We start from the raw sequence: 23,769 nt of genomic DNA on the forward strand, positions 1-23,769 counted from the left end.
CCAACTACATAGAAAAAAACTATTTCGCAAATACATGGTTTCCAATCACAACTGTCACTTGGCGCGAGCGGATCCATTCGCTTTTCGCCGTTTTTGGATTGTAAAAATATAATGATCCGCTTCCTAAACCGCGAAAAGCAATGGCTTCTTCAACCGCTCGATATGCTTCACGATCTGCTGGTTTGTTAATCTCGCCATTTTGTACAGGAGTAAACGCATAATATCCTCCTGAACGATCATAAATGACTTGACGAATCGTATTTGGGAAATTTGGATGATCGACACGGTTCAAAACGACAGTTGCCACCGCTACTTTTCCTGCATATGGTTCCCCTTTTGCTTCTGCATGAACGAGACGAGCTAATAAGTCTTTATCAGCTTGAGAGATCGGCTGTGGGATACGCAACGTTTCCCCAACGAATAAAACATCCGTTTGTTTATGATTGATTCGTTGAAGCTCTAGCAATGAAACATTGTAACTTTTTGCAATCGTCCAAAACGTTTCACCTGGCTTTACATAATGAACTGTCGTTTGTGCAGCTACTTCATTTGTTGAAAAACAAAAAGCAACTACAAACATAGAAGCAAGTGCTAATAATCTCCTCATGTTATCCCTCCTAGTCCGTTGCTCGCTTATAAGACTAGCAGGGATTTAGCAATCTATCATTATCTAATTTATGGAAAACACCCGGATCATATGGCGCTCAAAGCCCGAGAAGGTATATGGAAATTTATTCATAAACTATTATACTTTCAATATGAACAGTTTATTTGTCAAAGTTTTTTCCAAAATCACAAGAATCATGTGATGAGCATCACAACAAACAGACAAAAAAGAAGATATGATTACATTGTAAATATCAATACATTTCGGAGGAGAAAATTATGGAAAATATATTCAATGCACAATCGACGGTCGGTGAAATTGTGGCGATGTTCCCAAAAGCGGGCGATTTGTTTAAAGCATATAAAATTGATTTTTGTTGTGGTGGAAATCGTTCCTTATCTGAAGTGCTCGCTGAAAAACAATTAGATATAGAAACAATTTTAAGCGAGCTACAATCACTGTATGAAAAATCGCTCGAAAAGGTAGAAAAAAACTGGATGGAGGCTTCCTATACAGAATTAATCGATCATATTATCCAAAAACACCACCGTTTTTTAATGGAGGAATTGCCACAGCTCAGCCCGTACGTGACAAAAGTATTGCGCGTGCACGGACCAGAACAGCCGCATTTAGTGCAAGTGCATAAACTGTTCAACGATTTAAAAGCCGATCTAGAGCAACATTTAATGAAAGAAGAAACAAAAGCATTTCCATTAATCATCCAATTCGAACAATATCCGACAAAAGAAAATGAACAAGCGATGAGAGAAGTTATTGAAGAACTTGTTACCGAACACGATACGGCAGGAGATATTATTAAAGAAATTCGCAAAATCACGAACGATTTTACACCACCTTTTGATGCATGCGGAACGTATCGACTAGTTTACAATCGGCTTGAAGCGCTAGAGGAAGATCTATTCACTCATATTCATCTTGAGAATAATATTCTCTTTCCACGCATTCTTGCTAATGCGAAATAATCAGTAAAACAGGATCGCTTGATAAAAGCGATCCCATTTTTTATCCACCAATATAGGACATTTCGATTTTCTTGCGCATTTTCGCGGTTTGCTCCGTTCGCTCATCCGAATAACGATCGGTTCGCTTGTTCCACGTATCAACAATAAGCTGTTTCAGCGCTGTTCGATCTGCTCCTTGGCGCAACAGTTGTTTCAATGATACCCCTTCCGTAGCGAACAAGCACGTATAAAGCGTCCCATTAGCAGAAATGCGCGCTCGTGTACAGCTTTGGCAAAAAGATTCCGTCACTGAGGAAATAAAGCCGACCAAGCATAAATTCTTTATCCATCATTATTTTACGCATCGTTCTATTTTCACTATAGGAAACAACCGTTCATCGCTCTGTGACATCGCCCACACAACAAAAACGGTATTACGAACAAGTATACCATATCAATTGGAAAAACAACGTCCGAAAACATTCTACAAAAAGACAGACTTTAAAAAGCTGTTTTGCGTTGAACGAGCGACCGATGCGCGAACGTTCCGGTTTATTTCCATATCCCTCCACCTTCCTTTTCGTTCTTTCGTTCTCGTTGTAGCGCTGAAAAATGTTCCGTTATGTGAGATGTCGCAAACGTTCCCTATGATTTTCGTCACACGTTCACGAAAAGTTATGATTTATGTCACAGCTTCTCAATAGAAAACAACGTAAAATTTTGCTTAGAAATTCCATAAGGAGTGGATAATATGACGCATGATTGGATTAAAACAAGGTTGAAAAATGTCGCGCTTTTTCGGGAATTATCCGATCAAGAACTTGACTCAATCGTGAAAATTTCTCAAGTGCGTGTTTATAAACCGCGAACGTTCGTCTTTATGCAAGGAGAGCCGCTTGAACGTGTCTTTTTTATTCAATCAGGAACAGTAAAGATTTACAAAACGGATATTAACGGCAAAGAACAAATTGTGTCGATTTTGCAAACAGGAGAAATGTTCCCGCACGCTGGCTTTTTCCGTCGTGGAAGCTACCCAGCCCATGCGGAAGTGATGGAAGAAGCAACGCTCATTGCCATTCCAATCGCCGAATTTGAACAAACGCTTATTTGTTACCCAGAATTGTGCATGAAACTATTTCGCGTGATGGGAGAAAAAATTATCGACCTACAAAACCGCCTAGAAGAACAAATTCTCCATAATACGTATGAACAAATTATTTTGCTTTTATTGCGACTGACAAAAACAAACGCAGTCTCGCAAGGACGATTCCATCGCTTAACGACGCATTTTACAAACCGCGAACTCGCCAATATGATTGGCACATCGCGCGAAACGATTAGTCGTACGCTCAGCCAATTGAAGCGAAAAGGACTGATCGATATTGATGACAATGGCTATTACTTAATTGATGCAGAAAAATTGGAAAAGGAGATTTTTTTATAATATGTGACAGAAATCACAATACCCACGAGTGAAAATCACTATCATAGAAAGTGAAGAGATCATGAAAGGGGGAGAACGATGGGAAAAATCGTGGAGTTGGATGTTCGTGATGATTTGCAAAAAAAGTTGGAGCCGTTCCAAAAAATTATGAACGCTGTTCAACCGCTCGAAGTGGGTGATACGTTTATTTTACATGCACCGTTTAAGCCCGTCCCACTTTTTGCGGTAATGAAAGCGAAAGGATTTACGTATGAAGCGGAACAACTCGACAAAAAACATTGGAAAGTGACGTTTGTCAAGCAGGGGTGAGAACGATGATCTTAGATAATCGTGGATTAGAACCACCGCAACCGATGATACGGACGCTTGCGGCATTAGAAACGCTTCCTAAAGGAGAGACATTAACGATTATTAATGACCGCCGCCCGATGTTTTTATACGAACAGCTTGATGAACTTGGCTACCTTTATGAAACGAAAGAGCGCGAGGATGGGAGCTTTGAAATTACGATTACAAAGGGATGACGACGATGTTTCCTTCGACACAACAAACGTATGAAACAAATATTCGCTTGCCGTTTTCTTTTATTTTATTTGGCGTCGCTGCGTTCATCGCTTCTGAAGCGATGTTGCTTTTTTCCGGCACATCGCTCGTTCAAGGGGCGTTCCGTATCCCTAGCGTATGGGCAGCGATGCATCTAGCAGTGCTCGGTTGGGCGTTAATGGTCGCGATGGGCGCGATGTATCAACTCGTTCCAGTTGCCTTTTTAACGCCGATATGGAACGAAACATTAGGATTTGTGCAATTTTTTATCACCGCACTTGGCATTTTTCTGCTTTCGATTAGTTTCCTTTGGAAAATGGAGTTCGTGTTTTTCGCTGGCTTGTTGCTTATGCTCGGGTTTGTTCTTTTTTTCATCCAAATGGCGATGACGCTAAAAAAACAGCCGGCAAAAAATATCATGACGTTATTTGTCAGTACAGCGCTTTTTTGCTTGCTATTGACGGTTTCTTTAGGAATAGCGCTTTCGTTTCATTTTTTTAGCGGCAGCAAAATAGCAGATCATGTATTCATGCTAAAAACACATCTATTATTAGGAATTGCCGGATGGTTTACGTTGCTTATTATCGGCTTTTCTTACAAAATGGTGCCGATGTTTTCGTTGGCGCACGGATTTTCGATGACGCTTGCCCGCTATGTGTACACCTTTTACGTCAGCGGACTCGCCGTTACCTTTTTCAGCTTTTTCATGAACAGTTCTGCTCTTTTCGCTAGTGGAACAGGACTTTTGTTGCTTGGGTTTGCGCTATTTAGCTACCATATCGTAACGATTTTGCGAAAGCGGGTCAAGAAAAAATTAGATCGTCCGTTTTTATTTGCGCTTTTCGCAATCGCTATCGCGCTTTGCCTACATGGATTCGCTTTTCTGTTCGCAATCATAGGAAATACGGCCGGTTTTGGCGTGATTATATACGGGTATCTTTTCGGATGGATTATTTTAAGCATTGTCGGTTATTTATATAAAATCGTGCCGTTTTTATGGTGGACGCACCGCTATAGCCAAAAAATCGGCAAAGAAAACGTACCGACGTTAAAGCAAATGATAAATGAAAAATGTACTGTTTTTACCTGCGGGCTATTTCTCGTTAGCTTTATCGGTGTCATCCTAGCGCTTATTGTTTCTAGCTTGCCGTTATTTTATGTTGCGCAAGGTGGAATGGTTGCATTTTCTCTTTTGTTTGCAGGAACAATCATCGCCGTATTACGAAAATAAGGGAGGAAAAACAAATGGAATTAAAAGAAATGGTCATGGAGCAACTGCGCACCGTATATGATCCAGAACTAGGAATTAATGTCGTGGATTTAGGGTTAATTTATGATTTGCGAATTGATGACGGAGTTGTGACAATAGTGATGACACTTACTACCCCAGGCTGCCCGCTTCACGATTCCATTGTTGGTGGTGTCAAACGAGCGCTTGCACACATGGAGGGGGTAAAAGATGTCGATGTACAAATTACGTGGAATCCGCCATGGACACCAGAGCGAATGAGCGAAGCCGCACTACGGCAATTGGGCTTTTTATCAAATTAATGGGGCAAACGACCTTCTGTTTGCCCCTGAATATACAAATCGATTTGCAATGAATTGATTTGAGAAATAAACAACTCGTTATATTGTTTTTGCGCTAAATAGCGAATCTCGTTGTCGTTGACGGTTGGGTTCGCTTTTCTCACTGCACCTGCCAAATCGTTGTAAACATCGCTCACCAGCAAACGGAGTTTACTATAGTGGGAATAATCTTCCCAAAACTTTTTTTCTCCATACGTATCAATCATTTGTTGAACAACTTCATAGCGCTCATATTGATGGCGAAGCGCAGCAATCGTTTTCGTGATTTCTTGCTTTGTAACAACATGTCCTTTTTCTTCAGCTAATAAAGCCATCACCTGCAACTCTACTAAGTGTGACAAAGCTTGATCCAATCGATGTGCGTACTGCTCTCTTCGATTCCAGTAGGCAAGTTGTTCGTTTAGCGCGGCTCCTTTATACGTTGCTTGCGCGCGTTCTTTTTGAATCGCAATTTCGATTTTACTCAACGCTTGATAAAAACGAACGTCGTTCATCGTAATTTTTTCTTTACCGATTTTGGCGACTGCTGTTTCTTTTTTTACATGCATTTTTAGCAATTTTTCGACTTTGTCATTCCCTTTCTTAATGACAAGAAGCGCTTCCCAATCTCCTTCCATTGGTAGCTGTACATTTCCTTCGTAAACGCCATTTTCTTTCTCGTGCAAATCTACCTCAATTTTCCCATGATCCATATTGCTCATTTCAAACGTCGCATGAACTTTTAATTGTTTAGCTAGTTTTCCGTTTTCTTTAATTTGTACGGCAAACGGAGCCGCTACCCCTTCTTTATAAAATGGAGTCGTCTTTATCGTCACTTCCCAGTCACCGTTCGAACATCCTGTGAACAAAAATAACAAGCTGAAAAGAAAAACGGTTAGTTTCCTCATCTTCTCTCCTCCCCATACATCACGTTAGCTTCAAATTCCGCTAACGTATATTTCGTCATTTTTCCGTTCTCTAAATAAGCAATATGAGTACAAATTTGCTTCACTTCGTCTAAATGATGCGAAGATAGAAAAATCGTTTTGCCGTGCAACGAATGCAAAATCGACAAAATATCGGCCCGTCCCATCGGGTCTAGTCCGCTCGTCGGCTCATCCAATATAAAAAGGTCGGCATCATAATAAAGCATAATTCCAAGCCCAAGCCGTTGAAGCATCCCTTTGGAATATTCTTTGCTTCGGACGTTTCGCTCTTCCCACAATCCGACTAATTTCAACGCCTCTTCGATTTTTTGTTCATTGACAGCCGAACCGTTCAATGACGCGAAAAAGCGAATATTTTCTTCTCCTGTCAAATGAGGATATAGCTGAAACTTTTCCGGCAAATAAGCGACATGCGGTTTCCACTGGTGTTGTTTGTTTGGGATGCCGCAAATCGAAATTTTCCCTTGCTTTATCGGGATCATATTTAACACACTCGAAATAAGCGTCGATTTGCCCGCTCCGTTTCTTCCGATAAGCGCGCACCGCTCTCCTTTCCCCACGACAAGTGAAACATCGTCTAACACTTTTTTCTGCTTGTACGCGACGGTGACATGTTCCATAACAATCATCCTTGTTCCCCCTTCCGATAAAACAAGACAGAAGCGAAAAAGACGATACCAACCCAAACGACGATATTGAGTGCTACTAACGTTAGCGCTGGAAATGAGAAAAATTTTTCCATCGTTCGCGATAAATAATCGAGCGAAAAAACACCAAGCGACGTTTCTAAAAAGAAACGAAGCGTATGCATCGGCTGCAAGAAATAAAGGAGCGCAAAGCTTTGGACGTTATCATAAGTGACGTTCGGCAACATATAAAGCAACACGAAATCGTACAAATATAAGAAAAAGAAAAGAACAAATAAGTTCGCACCGATCAGTTGAATTTTCGTTCGGCAAACGCTTCCTAACAATAGCCCAATTTGATTAAAGATGACAATGAGCACCGTGATAGCAGCTAAAAAAGAAAGAAAATGTGTCGCGTGAAACGAAAAAACAAATTTTACTGGTATCATCAGTACAAAATACGAAAGGAGAAACATGCCGATCGTGATCGTTTGCACTGCTACGCTTTTTCGCCATAAAAACGAGCCGTATGAACCGCTGCGCGCCATCATCATAAGGAGCGTCTTAAACTCTTTTTCTTGCATCACAGCAAATGAAGCAAAAAAGAGACAAAGAATTGGGATGACATAAATATTCATTTCAAACAGCGTTAATAAAAACACTGCAAATCCTTCATCTACCGGCAAATTTTTTGTGTTTAAAAAAACGGAAAAAGACGTAGCAACTACCAAAATAAAGAAAAGCCAAAACGCTTTTCCACGAGAAATTTCTAACCATTCTTTCCAAATAAAGTTCATTGTCGTTGACCCCTTTTGCTTTGTAAAATCCAGACCATCATTACAAGCGCAAATAATATCGTTGTCCACGGCATGCTGTGGCGATCGACAAACGGATGATTGTCGGTTGCCATAACTTCTGTTTCGTGCATCAACTCGTTTATTTTTTCGTATAGTTTAATGCTTGGTGTATTTAAAAATAAATACGCTAATTCATTTTGTTCGACGATTTTGTGTAACGATGATTTATATTGAAACGGAGAATCGCCTTTTCCGTCTTGATTTAAGTCGAAAAAGTGCGCGTCGTCTCCCCAATGATTTCCTACGCCACGAAAACTGAAGCGATTATTTTCTTCGCCCCCTAAACTTAATACAGAAATCGTATTATTCCAAAAACGATTGTTCGTAAATGTTTGGCGCTGTGAACTTCCCCATAATTCAACGCCAATTTGGTTTTTGACAATCGTATTGCCCTCTATAAAGTTGTTCGTCGATTGATCAATATAGAACGCTCGTTCGTTTTGATAAAATTCGTTACCAATAATTTTGTTGTCATTCGCCATTTGCAACAACACCCCGAACGAACGCATTCCTTTATTTAACAAAAATTCATTACCTTTTAACACGATGCGATTCGAATTCATAATTGCCGCACCGCCAGTATTTAACGTAAATCGGTTTCGGTAAAACTCGTTATCGTCTGAATACATATAATGAAGTCCGTATCTTGTACGCGAAACGTCATTATCTTTCACAACGTTATGATTGGCGTAGTCAAAAAACATGCCGTCTCTCGTTCCGACAATTGTATTATGGGCAAGCTTGTTAAAATTAGAGTAATACACGTGCAATCCATTCCCTTGTCCAGCTATCTCCCCACTTTTCCCAATGACGCGCACATATTCGACGACATTATGATGAGCTTGGCTTAAGTAAATACCGTGAAACGAATTGGTAATCGTAATATGTTTCAACGTGTTATTATCGGAATATACTTTAATCGCAGCATACTCTTCTTGTGTGCTACGACTTTTCCCGCTATTTGTCACCACCACGTTCGAAATCGTCACATGCGGTGCGCGAATACTGATGACGTTGCCGTTGCCGCTTCCTTTAATAACCGTATGGGCTGCCCCTTTAATCGTTATCGGCTTTTCGATAACGATATCGCCGACATATGTTTTATTTTTTAATAAAAGCGTTCCGTTCGCTGGCGTTTCATCAATTAGTTGTTGCAGCGTCCCCTCTGCATAAGTCGCCAGTGGAGAGAAGAACGGAAAGAAAAGAAGGACAAGCCCAAGCAACCACTTTTTCATCATTTTCGCTCCTTCCATAACGGAAGTATAAGTAAAAGAAATGCTGCCCCAATCATATACGCACCGGTAGAAAAATAGCTGTTCGTCACAAAGTTAGCGATGCGATTTTCCCCAAACACTGGCGGAACGAACGGTTCGATTTTAATTGGTGCATCATCGCTTAAATTTGTTCCGAAGTCAACTAACCAGCGATGAAGGTCATAAAGCCCTAACAATCCTCCGAAAGCAAAAACAATGATTAGTCCGAAAAGCCATCGTTTATCGCGAAGCCACGCGACCACTAACGTCAAAACCGCCAGCGCCCCGATAACGTACGGCAAATACGACAATTCCGGAAAACTTTCTTCACTGAACGGTTTCATGCCGATATAATGGTTCAACCCGTTAATAATGTCGATATTTCCTTTCAGCTTATTGGGATAGACAATAATATCGAGTCCCTCAGGATATTGCGGTGCAACAAACCGCATTCCCCACCACGGAAAAAAGAGCGATGCACCGATTAAAGCAGCCGCACAGCTAATGATGAGTGCGGATGAAATAGATAATTTCGCTTTCTTCATTCTTTTCACTTCCTTTTAATTAAAAGGGGGAAAGATTCCCCCCTTTTTCTTATTGGTTTGGTTTGACGAGTAAATATCCTGTCATTTCTTGGTGCAATGCTGAACAGAAATTTGTGCAATAAATTGGATATGTTCCTGCTTTATCCGCCACAAACTCGACCGTATTCGTTTGCCCTGGCTGCACTTCAATATTAATGTTGTATTTATTAATCGCAAAGCCGTGTGTAATATCTTCGTCACGGTCGATGTTCGTGAGATGGATAAATACTTTATCGCCTTCGTTTACCTCTATGACATCTGGACGTTTTGCTTTCGCATCAAAAATGAATTTCGAACGCATCGCAATACCATATACGTGCACTTCGTTCCCTTTGCGGACGATGCGCGTATCTTTTTGATTAAAGACAGCGTACGGGTTTTTCTCGTCTTTTGGATATACTTCAATCGTTTTAATTTTATCTGCTTTAATCATTTGCCCGTAGTGCGGTTCCGGATCGACCGGTGCCGATTGAATCACTTCCATTTTGCCGCTAATATCAATTAACTGCATCGACTCTGGGTGCGATGGTCCAACAGATAAATAGCTGTCTTTTGCCAATTTATTCAACGAAACTAAATATTTTCCGTCTGGAGAAACGGTGTCGCCTTCCGCAGCAACCGAGTGGCCTGGCGAATATTGCACCGGCACACGGTCAAGCACTTCGCCTGTGTTCGGATCCCATTTGACGACCTCAGAAGAAATGAACATCGTCGTATACGCCATTCCTTTATCATCGAATTGGGTATGAAGTGGTCCAATTGCATTTTCTGGGTTTACTTCACGTTCTACCACCGATTCATATTTTAAAATCGGAATGCCGTTTCGTTCACCGGCGAAGTCTTTATTTTCAATCGCCTTAAACGCCTTTTCAAACGAGAATACGGTAAGCAATGGTGCTAGTTTACCTGAAGCAATAAATCGCTTGCCATCAGGGGTGACATCTACTCCGTGCGGCGATTTTGCTACCGGTATTAAATAAATGCCGCCTTCATGTTTTTCTGGGAAAATCACTTTTTGCCCCTCAACCGTATCGTATTTTCCCTCTTTCACCATTTTCTCAAGCTCCCGCCAGTTAAATAAAACGATAAAGTCGCGGTCTTCCTTGGAAGCGTTAATTTCTAAGTTCGTTGTTGCTTCTTCTGTGTTATATGTCGTAATAACCGCCCAGTCTTTTGATACTTTTTTTCCTGCATCGGACAAGTCATATGACCATGGCGGCAACGCCACTTGGTAGGCAATATTTAATTTTTGCTCGTTTTCATCAAATGTGACAGCGCTCATCACGCCGCGGTATTTTGTGCTGTAGTCATCGAGCGATTCATATTTATCCCCAAGCGGAACGGCAAAACGCGTCGGCAAAAACAAATATTCCGTGTTTTCCGTCACAAATGCCGCACAGTGTGGACCGCTTGTATTTGGCACACTAATAATGTCTTTAACGGTAAACGTTTTCAAATCCATCACTGCCGCACGGCTGTTGGCGACATCGGTCGCAAATAAATATTTTCCGTCATAATCTCCGTTCGTTTCGGAAAGCGCAGGATGGTGCAAATCTCCCCATGTGTAGCCGCCAAGCATTTTTTTCGAATGTTCGTCCCATCCATATCCAGTAGCGGAGTCAAGTGAAAATACAGGGACAGTTCGAATGCGTCGAAGCGATGGAACACCATATACAAATAACTGTCCTGAGTGGCCACCAGAAGCAAATAAGTAGTATTCATCTTTCTCACCAAACGGAACGTATACTTTTTCCGCATTAGTTTTCGCAGATGCCGTTGAAGTCGGTTGTTTTGGAGAAAAATCGCCGAAAAAAACAGTGGAAGCTAACACACCGACAGCCAATCCAGAAATGGCGGAAATCCATTTTTTCTTCATACGAACACCTCTTTTCGTTTATTTTTCCGAGGCAACTTTTAACGCTTGAACGATCGCTTTTCGTTCTTCATCCGTTAATGGATTCGATTTGATTACGCCAGACATCACCGCAGACGTTGGCTCCTTTAAAAACTCATCAATTGGTTTTCCATGTTTTTCTTCGACTTCTACATAAGCGTTCGATAAGTCCGGTCCTGTCGTACCGCCTTGCACGTTCAATTTAGAAATAGCGTGACAAGAAATACACCCTTTTTGTTTAAAGATTTCCCCCTCCTTCGAACTTACAGTGGTGTCCTTTTGTTCAGTCGATGTTTCGTTGCTTTGCTCAGTAGCTGTTGGTTGTTCTTTGGCAGGCTCTTTGTTAGCGAAATGGAAATATGTATATCCACCCGCCAAGCCTATAACAGCGCTAAGCAAAAAAATAAGCAGTGACTGTTTCATTTCCTCACCTCTTTTCATTTTTCCTTCACAATCTATTATAATGTCTTACATAAAATTCAAGTTGTGCTACAAATCACTTGACGATGGAATTTTTTGAACAAATGATGACATATTAACCGTTGACAACTTACTTTTCGTAAGTTTATAATTATCTTGAAGTCAAGATAAAGGTTGATGCGTATGAATCAAAACGAGCAAACATTATCGTTAAAACTATTCGTTGTTCTTTCTAGGGCACATAAAGCCGTATCCGAACATGTTAAGCATGACATCCAACGTTACGGACTAAACCCAACGGAGTTTGGTGTGCTCGATTTACTGTATCATAAAGGAGCGCAGCCGATTCAACAAATAGGTGACAAAATTTTACTCACTAGTGGAAGTATGACATATGTCGTCGACAAACTCGAAGAAAAAGGATATATTGTCCGGCAACGTTGTGAAAAAGATCGGCGCATTACGTACGCTGTTATTACTGACGAAGGAAAAGCACTAATGGATCACATTTTTCCGCAACACGCACAAAAAATGTTGGAGATTTTCCAATCTTTGTCCACAGATGAAAAAGAAATGGCGATTCATTTGCTCAAAAAGATAGGTCTTTCATTAGCGCCTTTTTAAAGGCCTATCGCACAACTTTTATCTTGAAATCAAGATATATGAAAGGAGAAATGATCATGATGCACATTGGTATTTTACTTATTCGTCTCGCTGTTGGTTTAACGTTTGTCGGTCATGGGGCTCAAAAGTTGTTTGGATGGTTCGGAGGATACGGCTTAAAAGGAACAGGTGGGTGGCTTGAGTCCATTGGGTTAAAACCGGGAGTGACAATGGCACTCATTGCTGGCCTAGCGGAGTTCGTTGGGGGATTGTTGTTTGCTCTCGGGCTGTTCACCCCATTTGCCGCTTTGTTGCTCGCTGCTACAATGGTCGTCGCTATTGTAAAAGTGCACGCTCCGAATGGATTTTGGGTCACTCAAAATGGCTTTGAGTACAACTTTATTTTGATTGTTGTTGTGATCGGTATTGCTCTTATCGGCGCAGGCGACTACTCAATTGATGCACTCATAAAATAAGGAGGCACACCATGATTCACGTATATCCTGGACATAAACGGTTTCAATCAAACCACGGTTGGCTACAAAGCTATTTTAGTTTTTTATTCGCTGAATACTTTGATCGAAACAATATGCACTTTGGTCCATTACGTGTATTTAATGATGATATCATCGCGCCACAACGTGGTTTTGGAGCGCACCCCCATCAAGAAATGGAAATTGTTACAGTCGTTCTAAAAGGACAACTTGAACATCGCGATAATCTCGGCAATCATCGCATCATTTCATTCGGTGAAGTACAACGGATGACAGCCGGAACAGGCATTGTACATTCAGAAATGAATCCATCTGCTACAGAAGAAGTCAATCTTCTACAACTTTGGTTTCTACCTGAAGCACGCGGCCTTACCCCGTCATATGAACAAGTTTCATACGATATTCAAAAAATGAAGAACCGTTTATTGCCTATTGTTTCGAAAACACAGGCCGGAAATGAAGTTGCCTACATTCATCAAGACATAACGATGTATTTATCTAATCTAGAAAGTAACCAGCACGTTACATTCCAACAACAAGAAGGACGTCGAATATATTTGTTTGTTATCGAGGGGGAGATTACGTTAAACGACGAAACGATATTACACCGTCGTGACGCCGCCCGTATAACAAATACGCCAATATTGCATATTACCGCAAAAGCAGATAGCCAATTTATGCTTATCGACTTACCATAGTTGCCAACTTGCCTAGAAAAACGGGCAAGCCGGATTGATGTCTATATGCTTTTTCATTACTTTAACATGCGAATGCATGACTTTTTTACACAGTCCCAAAAAGAAAAAATGCCCGTTCGCCTTATTGAACGGGCATCTGTATAGCCACAAGCGATACTTACGTTTCCTTAGGTAGCCAAAATGTCAAGACACCAAATAAGGGAAGGAAACTACACATGACCATAAGTGCTTTTAACGTATACACATCAGCAATTTTTCCAAGTGCAACCGCTCCAAGCGCCCCCATCCCAAACGCAAGACCAACAATTAATCCCGAAGCCATCCCAACATTTCCTGGAAGCAATTCTTGTGCATAGACGACAAACGTAGCGAAACTAGACGATAAAATAAAACCCGTGACAAAAATAATTGGCAAAACAAAATGAAGTGGCACATATGGCAAAATGAGCGCAAACGGTGCCGTACCGAGCGTGGATGCAAAAATTAAATTTCGTCTCCCAAATCGATCAGCAAGCGGACCGCCAAAAACGGTACCGATCGCTCCAGCAATCATAAAAACAAATAAATAAAGCTGCGCCTCACGAATGGAAATATCGTAATATTTCATCAAATAAAATTGATAATAATTTGAAATTCCAGCATAGTACCACGAACGTGCAAATACTAAAAGAACTAGGAGGATAAGTGCAAATATAATCTTTTGACTTATTTGTTTCTTCTCTCCCATCGTTTCCTTCCGGCGTTTGTTCACTTGATGCAATTGAACAGCATACCACTTCGACACCCAAAATAAAACAATCATTCCAAGTGCTGCAACAATGACAAACCAAACTGCTCCCTTTTGACCAAATGGAACAAAAATGAGCGCTGTAAACAATGGTGCAAGAGCGTTGCCTGTATTTCCGCCAAGTTGATAAATGGATTGAGCGAACCCCCTTCTCGCCCGAGCGGCAAAATAAACGACGCGCGAACCTTCTGGATGAAATATAGCTGAACCAAATCCAATGAATAAAACGGACAATAACACAAAGAAAAAATTAGGTGCAAACGCTAATCCAATCATACCTAATAGGCTCGCTCCCATACTAAGCGGCAAAAAGCTCGGCGATGGATACCGATCGGAAAACAAGCCGACAACCGGCTGTAGGATAGACGAAGTCATATTCAGCGTAAATGCAATCCAACCAATTTGTGTATAAGATAAGCGCATGGATGATTCTAAAATCGGAAATAGCGCTGGCACCACAGCTTGCATGGCATCATTCAATAAATGACCAATACTAATGGCAATTAAAATCGGATAAACGACTGTTTGCATATTTGTGCGTTGTTCAACACTTGCTTGCATCTTCCTCTCTCCCTAGAAAACAAATTGAATATTTACATTATAATACCTTCTGCCAACATTTCAATTTTTTGTTTACTCATAAAAAGCGCCTCATCACACAGATGAGACGCTACCTTATTGCTCACTTAGAAAAGTCCGCGTGCGTTTCCATGTTCGTCGATATCCATCTGAAGCGCTGCTGGTTGTTTCGGCAAGCCTGGCATCGTCATGACATCCCCTGTTAAGGCGACGAGAAATCCAGCGCCAATCGATGGTTTTAATTCGCGCACTGTGATCGTGAAATCGGTCGGGCGGCCAAGCTTTGTTGGGTCATCGGAAAGCGAATATTGCGTCTTTGCCATGCAAATCGGGAGCTTGTCCCACCCAAACGATGTAAATTGTTCGATTTGCTTTTTCGCCTTGTCAGAAAAAGAAACGTCGCTTGCACCATAAACATCGCGCGCGATTTTTTGAATTTTATCCGTAATCGGTTCATCTAATTCGTATAACGGAGTGTACGTGCTTTTTGTATTTTCGATTACTTCTAATACTTTATGAGCTAAATCAATTCCGCCATCCCCACCTTTTTCCCATACTTCCGTTAACGATACAGGATATTCTTTTTCTTCACAAAATGCCGTTAATGCTTGAATTTCTTTATTTGTATCCGTAATAAAACGGTTAATAGCAACGACAAACGGCAAACCAAACGCTTGAATCGTTTCAATATGTTTCTCTAAATTGGCTAGTCCTTTTTTTAATGCCTCGACATTTTCGCTCGCTAGTTGTTGTTTCCCTACCCCGCCGTGCATTTTTAACGCCCGAACCGTTGCCACAATGACAACTGCTGATGGTTCAATTCCTGCCGTGCGCGCTTTAATATGTAAAAATTTCTCCGCACCTAAATCCGCACCAAATCCCGCCTCTGTCACGACATAGTCCCCAAGCTTTTGCGCCATTTTTGTTGCGATAACGCTATTGCATCCGTGAGCGATATTGGCAAACGGACCACCGTGCACAAGCGCAGGTACATGTTCTACCGTTTGGACTAAATTCGGTTTTAGCGCATCTTTTAATAAAAGTGTGAGGGCTCCCTCGGCGCCAAGATCCGCTACGGTCACAGGTTGACGATCCACGTTATATGCTACCACCATGTTTGCTAAACGTCGCTTTAAATCTTGCAAATCGGTTGCTAAGCAAAACACCGCCATGATTTCAGAGGCAACGGTAATATCGAATCCGTCCTCGCGTGGCACGCCTTGCGTCGGTCCACCTAATCCGACCACGACTTTACGTAGTGCACGGTCATTCAAGTCAACTGCTCGCTTCCAAACGATGCGGCGCGTATCGATTCGTAATTCATTTCCTTGGTGAATATGGTTGTCAATAAGCGCAGCTAAGGAGTTGTTCGCGGTCGTAATCGCATGTAAGTCTCCTGTAAAGTGCAAATTAATGTCTTCCATCGGCAACACTTGTGAATACCCTCCACCTGTCGCACCGCCTTTTATTCCCATCGTCGGACCAAGGGAAGGTTCCCGCATCGCAATTATCACTTTTTTACCCATTTTATGTAATGCTTGACCAAGACCGACAGTGACCGTCGATTTTCCCTCTCCCGCTGGCGTTGGATTAATCGACGTCACTAAGATGACTTTACCATCTTGTTTCGTCGCTAACCGCTTCAGTGCATGAAGGGAAATTTTCGCTTTATAATGCCCATACGGTTCAATCTCTTCTTCTAACAAATCCAGTTCACTTGCAATGTCTTGAATGCGCTTTAATTTCGTTTCTTGGGCAATTTCAATGTCTGTTTTAATCTTCGTCGTCATTGTCATCGTTCAGTCCCCCAGTATAAAAATAATCCCCCCTTATTTTAGCACGGTGGTATGAAAAGATGACAGAGCTTAAGCAATGAAAAAACACTTTTTCAGCAATCGCCAAAAAAGTGTTTTCGTCAATTACGGCAACCGATGACCTGCCGTACGATAGATTTCGTACCACTCTTGTCGAGAGAGTTGCACGTGACTTGCTTGGCAAATGTCTCTTAAGCGAGCAGAGTTTGTTGTGCCAACGATCACTTGCATGTTCGCTGGATGGCGCAAAATCCAAGCGACAGCAATCGCTGACTTGCTTACTCCTTTTTCCTCCGCTAGCCGTCCGAGTACTTCATTAACTTCTGGAAATTTTTCGTTGTCAATGAACACTCCTTCGAAAAAGCCGTATTGGAACGGAGACCATGCTTGGAGGGTGATATTTTTTAGGCGACAATATTCTAAAATATGTCCGTCGCGGTTCATTGCTCCATCAAATAGCGTATTTGCTTGAATGCCGCTTGTCACTAAATTCGCATGCATAATACTGAACTGCATTTGGTTCGCGATAATCGGCTGTTTAACGTATGCTTGCAATAGCTCAATTTGCATACTATTGAAGTTACTCACCCCGAAATGCCGAACTTTTCCACTTTCATGTAAACGTTCAAACGCCTCTGCTACTTCTTCTGGTTCCATCAGTGTATCCGGCCGATGTAAAAGCAACATGTCTAAATAATCGGTTTGAAGTCGCTTCAATATGCCATCGACCGATGCTAAAATATGCTCTTTTGATAAGTCATAATAGCCATCACGAATCGAACATTTGCTTTGAATGTGAATGCGTCCGCGCAAATGCGGACGAGAAGCAAGCACTTCGCCAAACAGCTCTTCACAACGCCCTTTTCCGTAAATATCTGCATGGTCAAACATCGTAATTCCTGCTTCAAGCGCTTCGTCTATATACCGCGATAGCTCAGAAACAGACATTCCCGAAATTCGCATGCACCCTAACACAATTTCCGATGCTGTTAGGCTAGAGTTACCAATGTTTATTTGTTTCATTTGTCCATCCCCCCTTTTTACTTTCGCTTTGAATCTGCTTCTATGGCGAACTGTGCTCCGATTAACTCAATAACACATAAAATAAAAATATACAATATACCCATAAAATTCTCCTCCCTTATGCTTTTGACGCAAGCATAAGGTATGAAACGCGTTTCGATGCAATATGTTTTTAAAATTTTTCTGCTATACGTCGAATGAAGACAAGTGAAGCGATTGCCAAAAAAGCAAAGATTGTTTCGATCACCCAAACATTCGAAATGATTTTCACTTGATATAACGCAGGGACTACATCAATTAACGTATGAATCAAAATCGCATACACCACATAACGGAATTGTCCTTTCCGAACCCCGTATAAAACAAGAAGCGAAAGCGCAACATGAATCACTATCGCAAATGTTCGCTCTATACCACCTAATACATACATCCAATCAGGCTGATTTAACATAGTTTTGAGCATCTCCACTTGCGTAGCAGGAAGAGAGGAAGCAATTTGCTCAAACTGCCCTGTTTCGACGAGATGAGAAATGACCATCATGTTCACAGCGCTAAAAGCACCAATTAGCACGGCTTCCATTCCTCCATGTCCTAAGCCAAATGATAGCCCATCCCCATACGATCGATTGTTTTTTAACATGAAACGAAATCCAACATATCTCCCTATCTCTTCAAATACTCCGGCTGCTAAAGCTCCGTAAGCGACAAACGCCCAAACGCTACTTGTTCCTTTTAGTGATGTGCCGCTCGGATCAATTACGAGAAAGTGAAGCATCTTCTCTAACACTTGTGAAAATAAAACAAAAATAAGCAAGCCGACACCGAACGCTTTCCAAGAAAGCCATCCTTTTTTTCGTCCATATATGATAAGTGCAAAAGGAACAATCAAAGAAAGAAACAACTGAATAGACATCCCAACCAAATCGATCTCCCCTTTCATTTACGCGAAAATAAATACGACTGGATAAACAAATACATCGTGCCACCAAATACGATGATCATAAGAAAAATAAAGCGCCACACACTTGTTACAAATATCGTGAACATAATCAATACACCCATGATAACAAACACTTTTCCACCGACACGGTGCGTTTTTTGCCAAACTACTTCATTTTCTAACGTCCAAGGGGTGCGAATGCCAATGAAATAATTCGGTTTAATTTTCGGCATATAATTGCCAAGGACAATAAATAAAACACCCACCCCGATAGGCACAACAATATCAACTTGCACAGGAAACCCGAGATTATATGCGAGCGTCACCACATGTATGCTAAATAAAAACAAAATAAATACATGTAAAAAAATACGATATACTTTTTCAAATTTCTCGTAGTTTTCTTTGCGTGGATCCACTTTCGGCAAAAAGACGATGAGAGCAACAATTCCTGTTAACAAAATCGGTAATAATAACGCGCCCCACCATTTGTTTGTAAAGCCATCTGGTTCTCCCGCAACGTTCCAATGAATGGCTACCTCATTCGGCAAATATGGAATAGCTAATAAACTTAAGATATAGCTACATATAATAAGAAAAATAACAAACGAATGCTTTTTCATGATTCATCACCTTCTTTTTGTAATATGTCATAAAACCAGCTCATTAAATCTTGGAAAACAGTTGTGTTCAATGAGTAATAAATATGCTGACCAACTCGGCGATCTTCCACTAAATCGGCTTGTTTTAATATTTTTAAGTGATGGGAAACGCTCGGCTTTTGCATATCAAAATGTTCGGCAATTTCCCCTGCGGTTAAGTCCCCTTTTTTTAATAAAGAAAGAATTTTTCTTCGGTTCGGATCAGCAATCGCTTTAAACGCTCCGTTAAACGACATTTTTTTCACCAACTTTCTTTTATATATTTAGATAAATGTCTAAATATCACTCAAAAAAAATTAGATATTTAGACAAATTTCTAATTGCATCATATCCCTTTTTTATACATGAGTCAATATACAAAAAGGAACCAAGGAAAACCTTGATTCCCCATTATTTCAAGTTGCCCGGTACAGATTTAGACAACCGTCCTGAAGCTGAAGTTGCTGTTGGGGAAACAGCTGGCCGTACAATTTTCATCGGATCACCTCCTTCTCCTGTCGGTAAATAAGTCGCAATACTTGTTTTATTTTTCTTTTTTCATACGGACAAGGACGTTTACCTTTCCTAATTCGATACTGCGGGCAATGATTCCCTTGGCAAGCTGGTCGAAAAAAACAAGACTGGCACGTTTCATCTTGTTCTTCGCCCGACGTCACCCACAATGCAAAACGATCATAGTCAATATGTATCGTTCCATCTGTATGAAGTTTACCAACATGATTATATGGCTCATTTAAAAAACACGTACATTTATACAACTGTCCGTCTGTTCCGATTACCAAGGAATGGGGCTTAGCTGCATAACAAACCGCCCCTCCAGGTGTAAGCATCGACTCAATAATCTTACTCATCGAAATCCCTTGTTTTACAGCCTGTTCAGTCAATTCCCATATTTTCCTTTCAGCTGTGCGATCATCACAGATCGGCAAATGTTCATCATTTTTTCCACCCCATCTTCCAACTGGACGGCAAAACAATTGAAAACGAGCATCCCCTGCAAATTCGTGTGCTAAGTCGGCAAGGAATGATGGAACATGATCGATGTTTGCCTCATCAAAGTTCAGACGAAGATAAATATCAAATGAGTCGTGTAACGTACGAATATCCCGTAAATGTTGCATGATTGTATGATACGTACCTTGTCCATCCGCTAGAAAACGACGGGCATCATGGATCCTTTCTGCTCCATCGATGGTAATCATAAAGCGACGGACGTGATAACGTAACAGTTGTTGCAGCGTTTCTTTTGATAAATAGTAACCGTTTGTCGAGATGTCCGCTTCATACGTTACACCATATCTCTCCGCTAACGAAATGATCCATTCACTTAATTCTTGAATAATGTGAAGCGCCAATAACGGTTCTCCACCGAACCAACTAACCGTTAAATGTCGTAACCGTGCCATATTTTGTTCTAAAAAACGTTTCAACCCTTCAATGATTTCCCGTTTCATATGTCCGCGGGCAAAGTCCTGATAACAATATGTACAGCGAAAATTACATGCTTCAGTCGGTAAAATAATAAGATGCATGACATCTGTTCGATGCATGGAAGCATGTAAAAATTGCGCTCGCCGTCTTTCATCCGTTTGGTTTGGAACTAAAAATCCACATTGTACAAGCGTTTGAAAGATATCAGCCCGTTCATCGCCTATCCCCTTGCGTAATGCATACAATACTTCAGACTTTTCTTGTTCATCAACTGCCACAATGGCACCTGTATAACTATTGTAAATGATCATTTCACCTGAATCTGTATGCGAGATTGCATTAAATCGTGAAGGAACCCACCTCATCTCACTCACTCTCCTCGCCTCATTTTAACGAAAAACGTCTCTTTATTCTGTTGAATGTATCACAATCTTTATTGTAAAAAATATATGCACTTTAGAATTCGTTCATCATTGAACATTGTATGTCAGTTTCTCAACGAAATTTTGAATACACGCTCAACCGTAAAAAAGAAAAAAGAAGCCGACTTGGCTTCTCCCCAAAATTTCCTATTCCTTCACTTTCACCGCTGTACCTGTCGCAATGCACATCATCATGCCATCGCGCAACGTTTCAAAATCAAGATCGACACCAATTACTGCATTTGCTCCCATATTGCGCGCTTTTTTTACCATTTCTTCTACAGCCATGTCTCGACCTTCAGCTAACTTGCTTTCGTATGTTCCACTTCGCCCACCGATAATGTCTGTAATGCTCGCTAAAAAATCGCGTACGACGTTAGCCCCTAAAATCACCTCACCAGACACTAAACCGAGGTATTGCTCAATTTGCTTTCCTTCAATGCTATTTGTTGTTGTAACGATCATGTGAATAACTCCTTTCTATAAAAAATAAAATTTGCCCCTTTATCGTCGACAGGTGACAGGCACCGAAACCAAACCGATTTTATATTATCTACTTTTTGGATCGCAATGCAGAGGTACCGTACTCGATAGGCGAACAGTAACACTATCCTCTCGAACATAAATATTAATTGTTTAAAGAAGTTGTAGGAGATTGAAGAAGCTGTTCATACCAATTTTTATTGTATAAATACGCTACTTGTTCAAACCATGATTTTATTTCTTCATAGCTATTGCAATAGATTAAATGTTCTTTTGTAATTTTCTTAGAAAGCTGTCCATTCAAGCACCCTTTTATAGCTTCTTCTCTTTTCTTGGAACATTTGATACGTTGCATAATTTTACTTACCAAAAGCTTTGGTACATCTACATTATCCCAATTCATTTTTTCTAAGTCTAAATTTATACCAAACTCTTCTTCAATCAATTCTGGTGGAATATAATTTTCCATTTCGCGTTTTGAAGTTATTTCTCCAAACCTTCTTCCATCATTATTAGCTTTAATCTCCTCTATTGTTTTTCTATAATCCTCCCTATCATTGTCATAGAGATGAAACTCAATAACATTTGAATTTTTTAAATAGTTTCTATTTACCCAGTTTACTAGGTTACTCCCTTTCATTCCAATCATGCTTATATTGGCTTTTTCTAAATCTATTATACTTTTGAAATCATCAATAGCTTGATTAATATTTCTTATAAAGTTAATATCATTTTCCCCTTCAACGCAAATAACTACCTTTGATTCAATAGTTGGTAAAATTCCTAGTGATTTGACTATCCCCTTCAGCTTTTCTTCTTCTTCTCTCACTATTTTAGGACCATATTCATCTTTACTTATAAAAATCAAACTATCCAAATTTACCATTTTTGCAATTTCTGGTGTATGAGTTGTGATAATAACTTGATGCTTATCATCCGAACTAATTTTTAGGAGCGAGTCAATAATCATCCTTTGAAAGTTTGGGTGTTGAGAAGTTTCAGGCTCTTCTATTGCATAGATAATATTCTTATTATTTCTTTCTTCCGCAATTCTTTCCGCTTCAGCACGAAAATAACTTATAAGAATTAATCTCCTAATACCACTTCCCCGCTTATTTAATGCAATACCATCGTCACTTTCTAGTTGGAAAGAGAATAAGGAATCCCAAGGTTTATGATTAAGCTTAGTTTTTAGCCTATTTGCAATTTGACCATTGAAATCTTTTAATTTATTAATAGTATTTTCTGCAATAGTCGAAACCTTTTCATCAACTTCTTTTACAACAGTGTTTAATCGATCTTCCATCTCCGCTAATGCTTTTTTCGTGGCAATTTTAAGAGGATTTTGCACTTCACTATCATTGTCAGAGTTACTCCGATCTGACTGAAATAAAAAATATAATGGTAAATTTGATTTGATTTTCTCCCAAATATCTTTACTATCCTTATCAATTTTTTGAATTTCAATAAACCTTGTTTCAAATTCAGTCTTTTCATTTACCAAATATTTATATAATGCCTTTCTCATTTCTGCGTTTTTATTTTTATTAACTAAATCATAATTATCAATCTCTTCAGCAATGTTACGCAACTCTCTTCTTAACTCCTCTTGCTTCAGAGTAATCAAAGGTTTATCAATTCCTTTTGGATAGTGTGCTACTAAATAAACCTTTAAACTTGAAGCTGTTATTTTATCTTTAGAGCAATCCCAAATTTTTTTAATTTCTAGTAATCCGTCTTTATTTAATAAATACTCATCTTTCAGGGATGTCGGATTAGAAGAGTCTATTACTGTAATTTCCTCTTCTTCGAATGTAAAGCATGCGCCTATTTCTATAACTTTCTCTGTACTATTTACATTACAATCTTCTACCTCTAGTTTCACTAGAGCATCCTTATTCTCACCGTTAAAAAATATTTCTAATGCTTCCATAATTGTCGATTTACCAATATCGTTTTTGCCGATAATAACATTCATACCCTCAGAAAAATCTATCATTTCCTCCCTATATCCTCGAAAATTCTTTAAATAGAGACTATGTAATTTCATATTCTGAAACCTCCCCTCACAAGCATCCACCCTTATCTTAAATAAATTCCACAAAAAAATCTGTCGAATTCTGTCGT

26 protein-coding genes and 1 pseudogene are annotated in these 23,769 nt (G+C 40.1%); 9 read left to right on the forward strand and 18 right to left on the reverse strand.

Annotated features, from left to right (window positions below; translation table 11 throughout):
• Window positions 1-19: 19 nt before the first annotated feature.
• Entirely contained in the window at window positions 20-607 is a 588-nt protein-coding gene (locus NSS60_RS08595; protein ID WP_004890814.1) for a cell wall hydrolase, read from the reverse strand.
• A 278-nt stretch (window positions 608-885) separates the two neighbouring features.
• Between NSS60_RS08595 and ric the strand changes: the two genes are divergently transcribed.
• Window positions 886-1,590 carry an iron-sulfur cluster repair di-iron protein gene (ric, locus tag NSS60_RS08600; protein ID WP_004890817.1) on the forward strand — a complete coding sequence of 235 codons (705 nt, stop codon included), beginning with the start codon at window positions 886-888 and terminating at the stop codon, window positions 1,588-1,590.
• Window positions 1,591-1,630: 40 nt separating this feature from the next.
• On the opposite strand, the pseudogene NSS60_RS08605 reads toward ric, so the two are convergent.
• Window positions 1,631-1,897, reverse strand: a pseudogene (locus NSS60_RS08605) (GTP 3',8-cyclase MoaA); the annotation flags it as partial.
• 423 nt (window positions 1,898-2,320) lie between these two features.
• Between NSS60_RS08605 and NSS60_RS08610 the strand changes: the two are divergent.
• The 5 genes from NSS60_RS08610 (at window position 2,321) to NSS60_RS08630 (ending at window position 5,107) form a co-directional block, all read left to right on the forward strand.
• On the forward strand, window positions 2,321-3,013 hold the full coding sequence (locus NSS60_RS08610) for a Crp/Fnr family transcriptional regulator (RefSeq protein WP_004890822.1): 693 nt from the start codon (window positions 2,321-2,323) through the stop codon (window positions 3,011-3,013).
• Between the two features lie 78 nt (window positions 3,014-3,091).
• The gene (locus tag NSS60_RS08615; RefSeq protein ID WP_035019229.1) at window positions 3,092-3,322 is read left to right on the forward strand and encodes a DUF2249 domain-containing protein; all 231 of its coding nucleotides are present in this window, start codon (window positions 3,092-3,094) and stop codon (window positions 3,320-3,322) included.
• Window positions 3,323-3,327: 5 nt separating this feature from the next.
• Window positions 3,328-3,537 (forward strand): DUF2249 domain-containing protein, encoded by a 210-nt coding sequence (locus tag NSS60_RS08620; protein ID WP_064220755.1) that lies wholly within the window; start codon window positions 3,328-3,330, stop codon window positions 3,535-3,537.
• Window positions 3,534-4,787 (forward strand): hypothetical protein, encoded by a 1,254-nt coding sequence (locus NSS60_RS08625; protein WP_414429492.1) that lies wholly within the window; start codon window positions 3,534-3,536, stop codon window positions 4,785-4,787. Before NSS60_RS08620 ends, NSS60_RS08625 begins: the two co-directional genes overlap by 4 nt.
• A 14-nt stretch (window positions 4,788-4,801) precedes the next feature.
• Window positions 4,802-5,107, forward strand: coding sequence for a metal-sulfur cluster assembly factor (locus tag NSS60_RS08630; RefSeq protein WP_004890833.1), 306 nt, complete (start codon window positions 4,802-4,804; stop codon window positions 5,105-5,107).
• Here NSS60_RS08630 and NSS60_RS08635 read toward each other — a convergent pair.
• Genes NSS60_RS08635 through NSS60_RS08665 form a run of 7 tightly spaced genes read right to left on the reverse strand, consistent with a single transcriptional unit; the run spans window position 5,104 to window position 11,709 of the window.
• Window positions 5,104-6,033, reverse strand: a complete 930-nt coding sequence (locus NSS60_RS08635) for a FixH family protein (RefSeq protein ID WP_004890835.1) — start codon at window positions 6,031-6,033, stop codon at window positions 5,104-5,106. The genes NSS60_RS08630 and NSS60_RS08635 overlap by 4 nt on opposite strands.
• A complete protein-coding gene (locus tag NSS60_RS08640; protein ID WP_004890837.1) occupies window positions 6,030-6,701 on the reverse strand; it encodes an ABC transporter ATP-binding protein in 672 nt (223 codons plus the stop codon). Before NSS60_RS08640 ends, NSS60_RS08635 begins: the two co-directional genes overlap by 4 nt.
• A complete protein-coding gene (locus NSS60_RS08645) occupies window positions 6,698-7,495 on the reverse strand; it encodes an ABC transporter permease subunit (RefSeq protein ID WP_064213992.1) in 798 nt (265 codons plus the stop codon). The genes NSS60_RS08640 and NSS60_RS08645 overlap by 4 nt, the downstream gene beginning before the upstream one ends.
• Window positions 7,492-8,790: a nitrous oxide reductase family maturation protein NosD gene (gene nosD, locus NSS60_RS08650; protein WP_340720778.1), complete on the reverse strand. Its 1,299-nt coding sequence runs from the start codon at window positions 8,788-8,790 to the stop codon at window positions 7,492-7,494. The genes NSS60_RS08645 and nosD overlap by 4 nt, the downstream gene beginning before the upstream one ends.
• Window positions 8,790-9,353 (reverse strand): hypothetical protein, encoded by a 564-nt coding sequence (locus NSS60_RS08655; protein ID WP_340720779.1) that lies wholly within the window; start codon window positions 9,351-9,353, stop codon window positions 8,790-8,792. The genes nosD and NSS60_RS08655 overlap by 1 nt, the downstream gene beginning before the upstream one ends.
• A gap of 49 nt (window positions 9,354-9,402) precedes the next feature.
• Window positions 9,403-11,268, reverse strand: coding sequence for a Sec-dependent nitrous-oxide reductase (gene nosZ, locus NSS60_RS08660; RefSeq protein WP_192950971.1), 1,866 nt, complete (start codon window positions 11,266-11,268; stop codon window positions 9,403-9,405).
• Between the two features lie 18 nt (window positions 11,269-11,286).
• Window positions 11,287-11,709, reverse strand: coding sequence for a c-type cytochrome (locus tag NSS60_RS08665; RefSeq protein WP_035018702.1), 423 nt, complete (start codon window positions 11,707-11,709; stop codon window positions 11,287-11,289).
• A 180-nt stretch (window positions 11,710-11,889) separates the two neighbouring features.
• Between NSS60_RS08665 and NSS60_RS08670 the strand changes: the two genes are divergently transcribed.
• Genes NSS60_RS08670 through NSS60_RS08680 form a run of 3 tightly spaced genes read left to right on the forward strand, consistent with a single transcriptional unit; the run spans window position 11,890 to window position 13,501 of the window.
• Entirely contained in the window at window positions 11,890-12,330 is a 441-nt protein-coding gene (locus NSS60_RS08670) for a MarR family winged helix-turn-helix transcriptional regulator (protein WP_004890850.1), read from the forward strand.
• Window positions 12,331-12,386: 56 nt separating this feature from the next.
• Entirely contained in the window at window positions 12,387-12,785 is a 399-nt protein-coding gene (locus NSS60_RS08675; RefSeq protein WP_035018704.1) for a DoxX family protein, read from the forward strand.
• 11 nt (window positions 12,786-12,796) lie between these two features.
• On the forward strand, window positions 12,797-13,501 hold the full coding sequence (locus NSS60_RS08680; protein ID WP_340720780.1) for a pirin family protein: 705 nt from the start codon (window positions 12,797-12,799) through the stop codon (window positions 13,499-13,501).
• A gap of 157 nt (window positions 13,502-13,658) precedes the next feature.
• Here NSS60_RS08680 and NSS60_RS08685 read toward each other — a convergent pair whose 3' ends face one another.
• The 9 genes from NSS60_RS08685 to NSS60_RS08725 form a co-directional block, all read right to left on the reverse strand.
• A complete protein-coding gene (locus NSS60_RS08685) occupies window positions 13,659-14,849 on the reverse strand; it encodes an MFS transporter (RefSeq protein ID WP_004890855.1) in 1,191 nt (396 codons plus the stop codon).
• A gap of 125 nt (window positions 14,850-14,974) precedes the next feature.
• The gene (locus NSS60_RS08690; protein ID WP_064213994.1) at window positions 14,975-16,663 is read right to left on the reverse strand and encodes a formate--tetrahydrofolate ligase; all 1,689 of its coding nucleotides are present in this window, start codon (window positions 16,661-16,663) and stop codon (window positions 14,975-14,977) included.
• Window positions 16,664-16,786: 123 nt separating this feature from the next.
• Window positions 16,787-17,704, reverse strand: coding sequence for an aldo/keto reductase (locus tag NSS60_RS08695; protein ID WP_004890860.1), 918 nt, complete (start codon window positions 17,702-17,704; stop codon window positions 16,787-16,789).
• 172 nt (window positions 17,705-17,876) lie between these two features.
• Window positions 17,877-18,644 (reverse strand): YhfC family intramembrane metalloprotease, encoded by a 768-nt coding sequence (locus tag NSS60_RS08700; protein ID WP_004890864.1) that lies wholly within the window; start codon window positions 18,642-18,644, stop codon window positions 17,877-17,879.
• The gene (locus tag NSS60_RS08705; RefSeq protein WP_340720781.1) at window positions 18,641-19,267 is read right to left on the reverse strand and encodes an SdpI family protein; all 627 of its coding nucleotides are present in this window, start codon (window positions 19,265-19,267) and stop codon (window positions 18,641-18,643) included. The genes NSS60_RS08700 and NSS60_RS08705 overlap by 4 nt, the downstream gene beginning before the upstream one ends.
• The gene (locus NSS60_RS08710) at window positions 19,264-19,542 is read right to left on the reverse strand and encodes an autorepressor SdpR family transcription factor (RefSeq protein ID WP_064220759.1); all 279 of its coding nucleotides are present in this window, start codon (window positions 19,540-19,542) and stop codon (window positions 19,264-19,266) included. Before NSS60_RS08710 ends, NSS60_RS08705 begins: the two co-directional genes overlap by 4 nt.
• A 237-nt stretch (window positions 19,543-19,779) precedes the next feature.
• Window positions 19,780-21,102, reverse strand: coding sequence for a radical SAM/SPASM domain-containing protein (locus NSS60_RS08715; RefSeq protein ID WP_340720782.1), 1,323 nt, complete (start codon window positions 21,100-21,102; stop codon window positions 19,780-19,782).
• Between the two features lie 204 nt (window positions 21,103-21,306).
• Window positions 21,307-21,624 (reverse strand): YbjQ family protein, encoded by a 318-nt coding sequence (locus tag NSS60_RS08720; protein ID WP_004890869.1) that lies wholly within the window; start codon window positions 21,622-21,624, stop codon window positions 21,307-21,309.
• Window positions 21,625-21,787: 163 nt separating this feature from the next.
• Window positions 21,788-23,692 carry an ATP-binding protein gene (locus NSS60_RS08725; protein WP_035018706.1) on the reverse strand — a complete coding sequence of 635 codons (1,905 nt, stop codon included), beginning with the start codon at window positions 23,690-23,692 and terminating at the stop codon, window positions 21,788-21,790.
• Window positions 23,693-23,769: the final 77 nt, after the last annotated feature.

The sequence above is a fragment of the Anoxybacillus sp. FSL W8-0382 genome (genome assembly GCF_038003845.1).
In the GTDB taxonomy this organism is placed as follows: domain Bacteria; phylum Bacillota; class Bacilli; order Bacillales; family Anoxybacillaceae; genus Anoxybacillus; species Anoxybacillus flavithermus_G.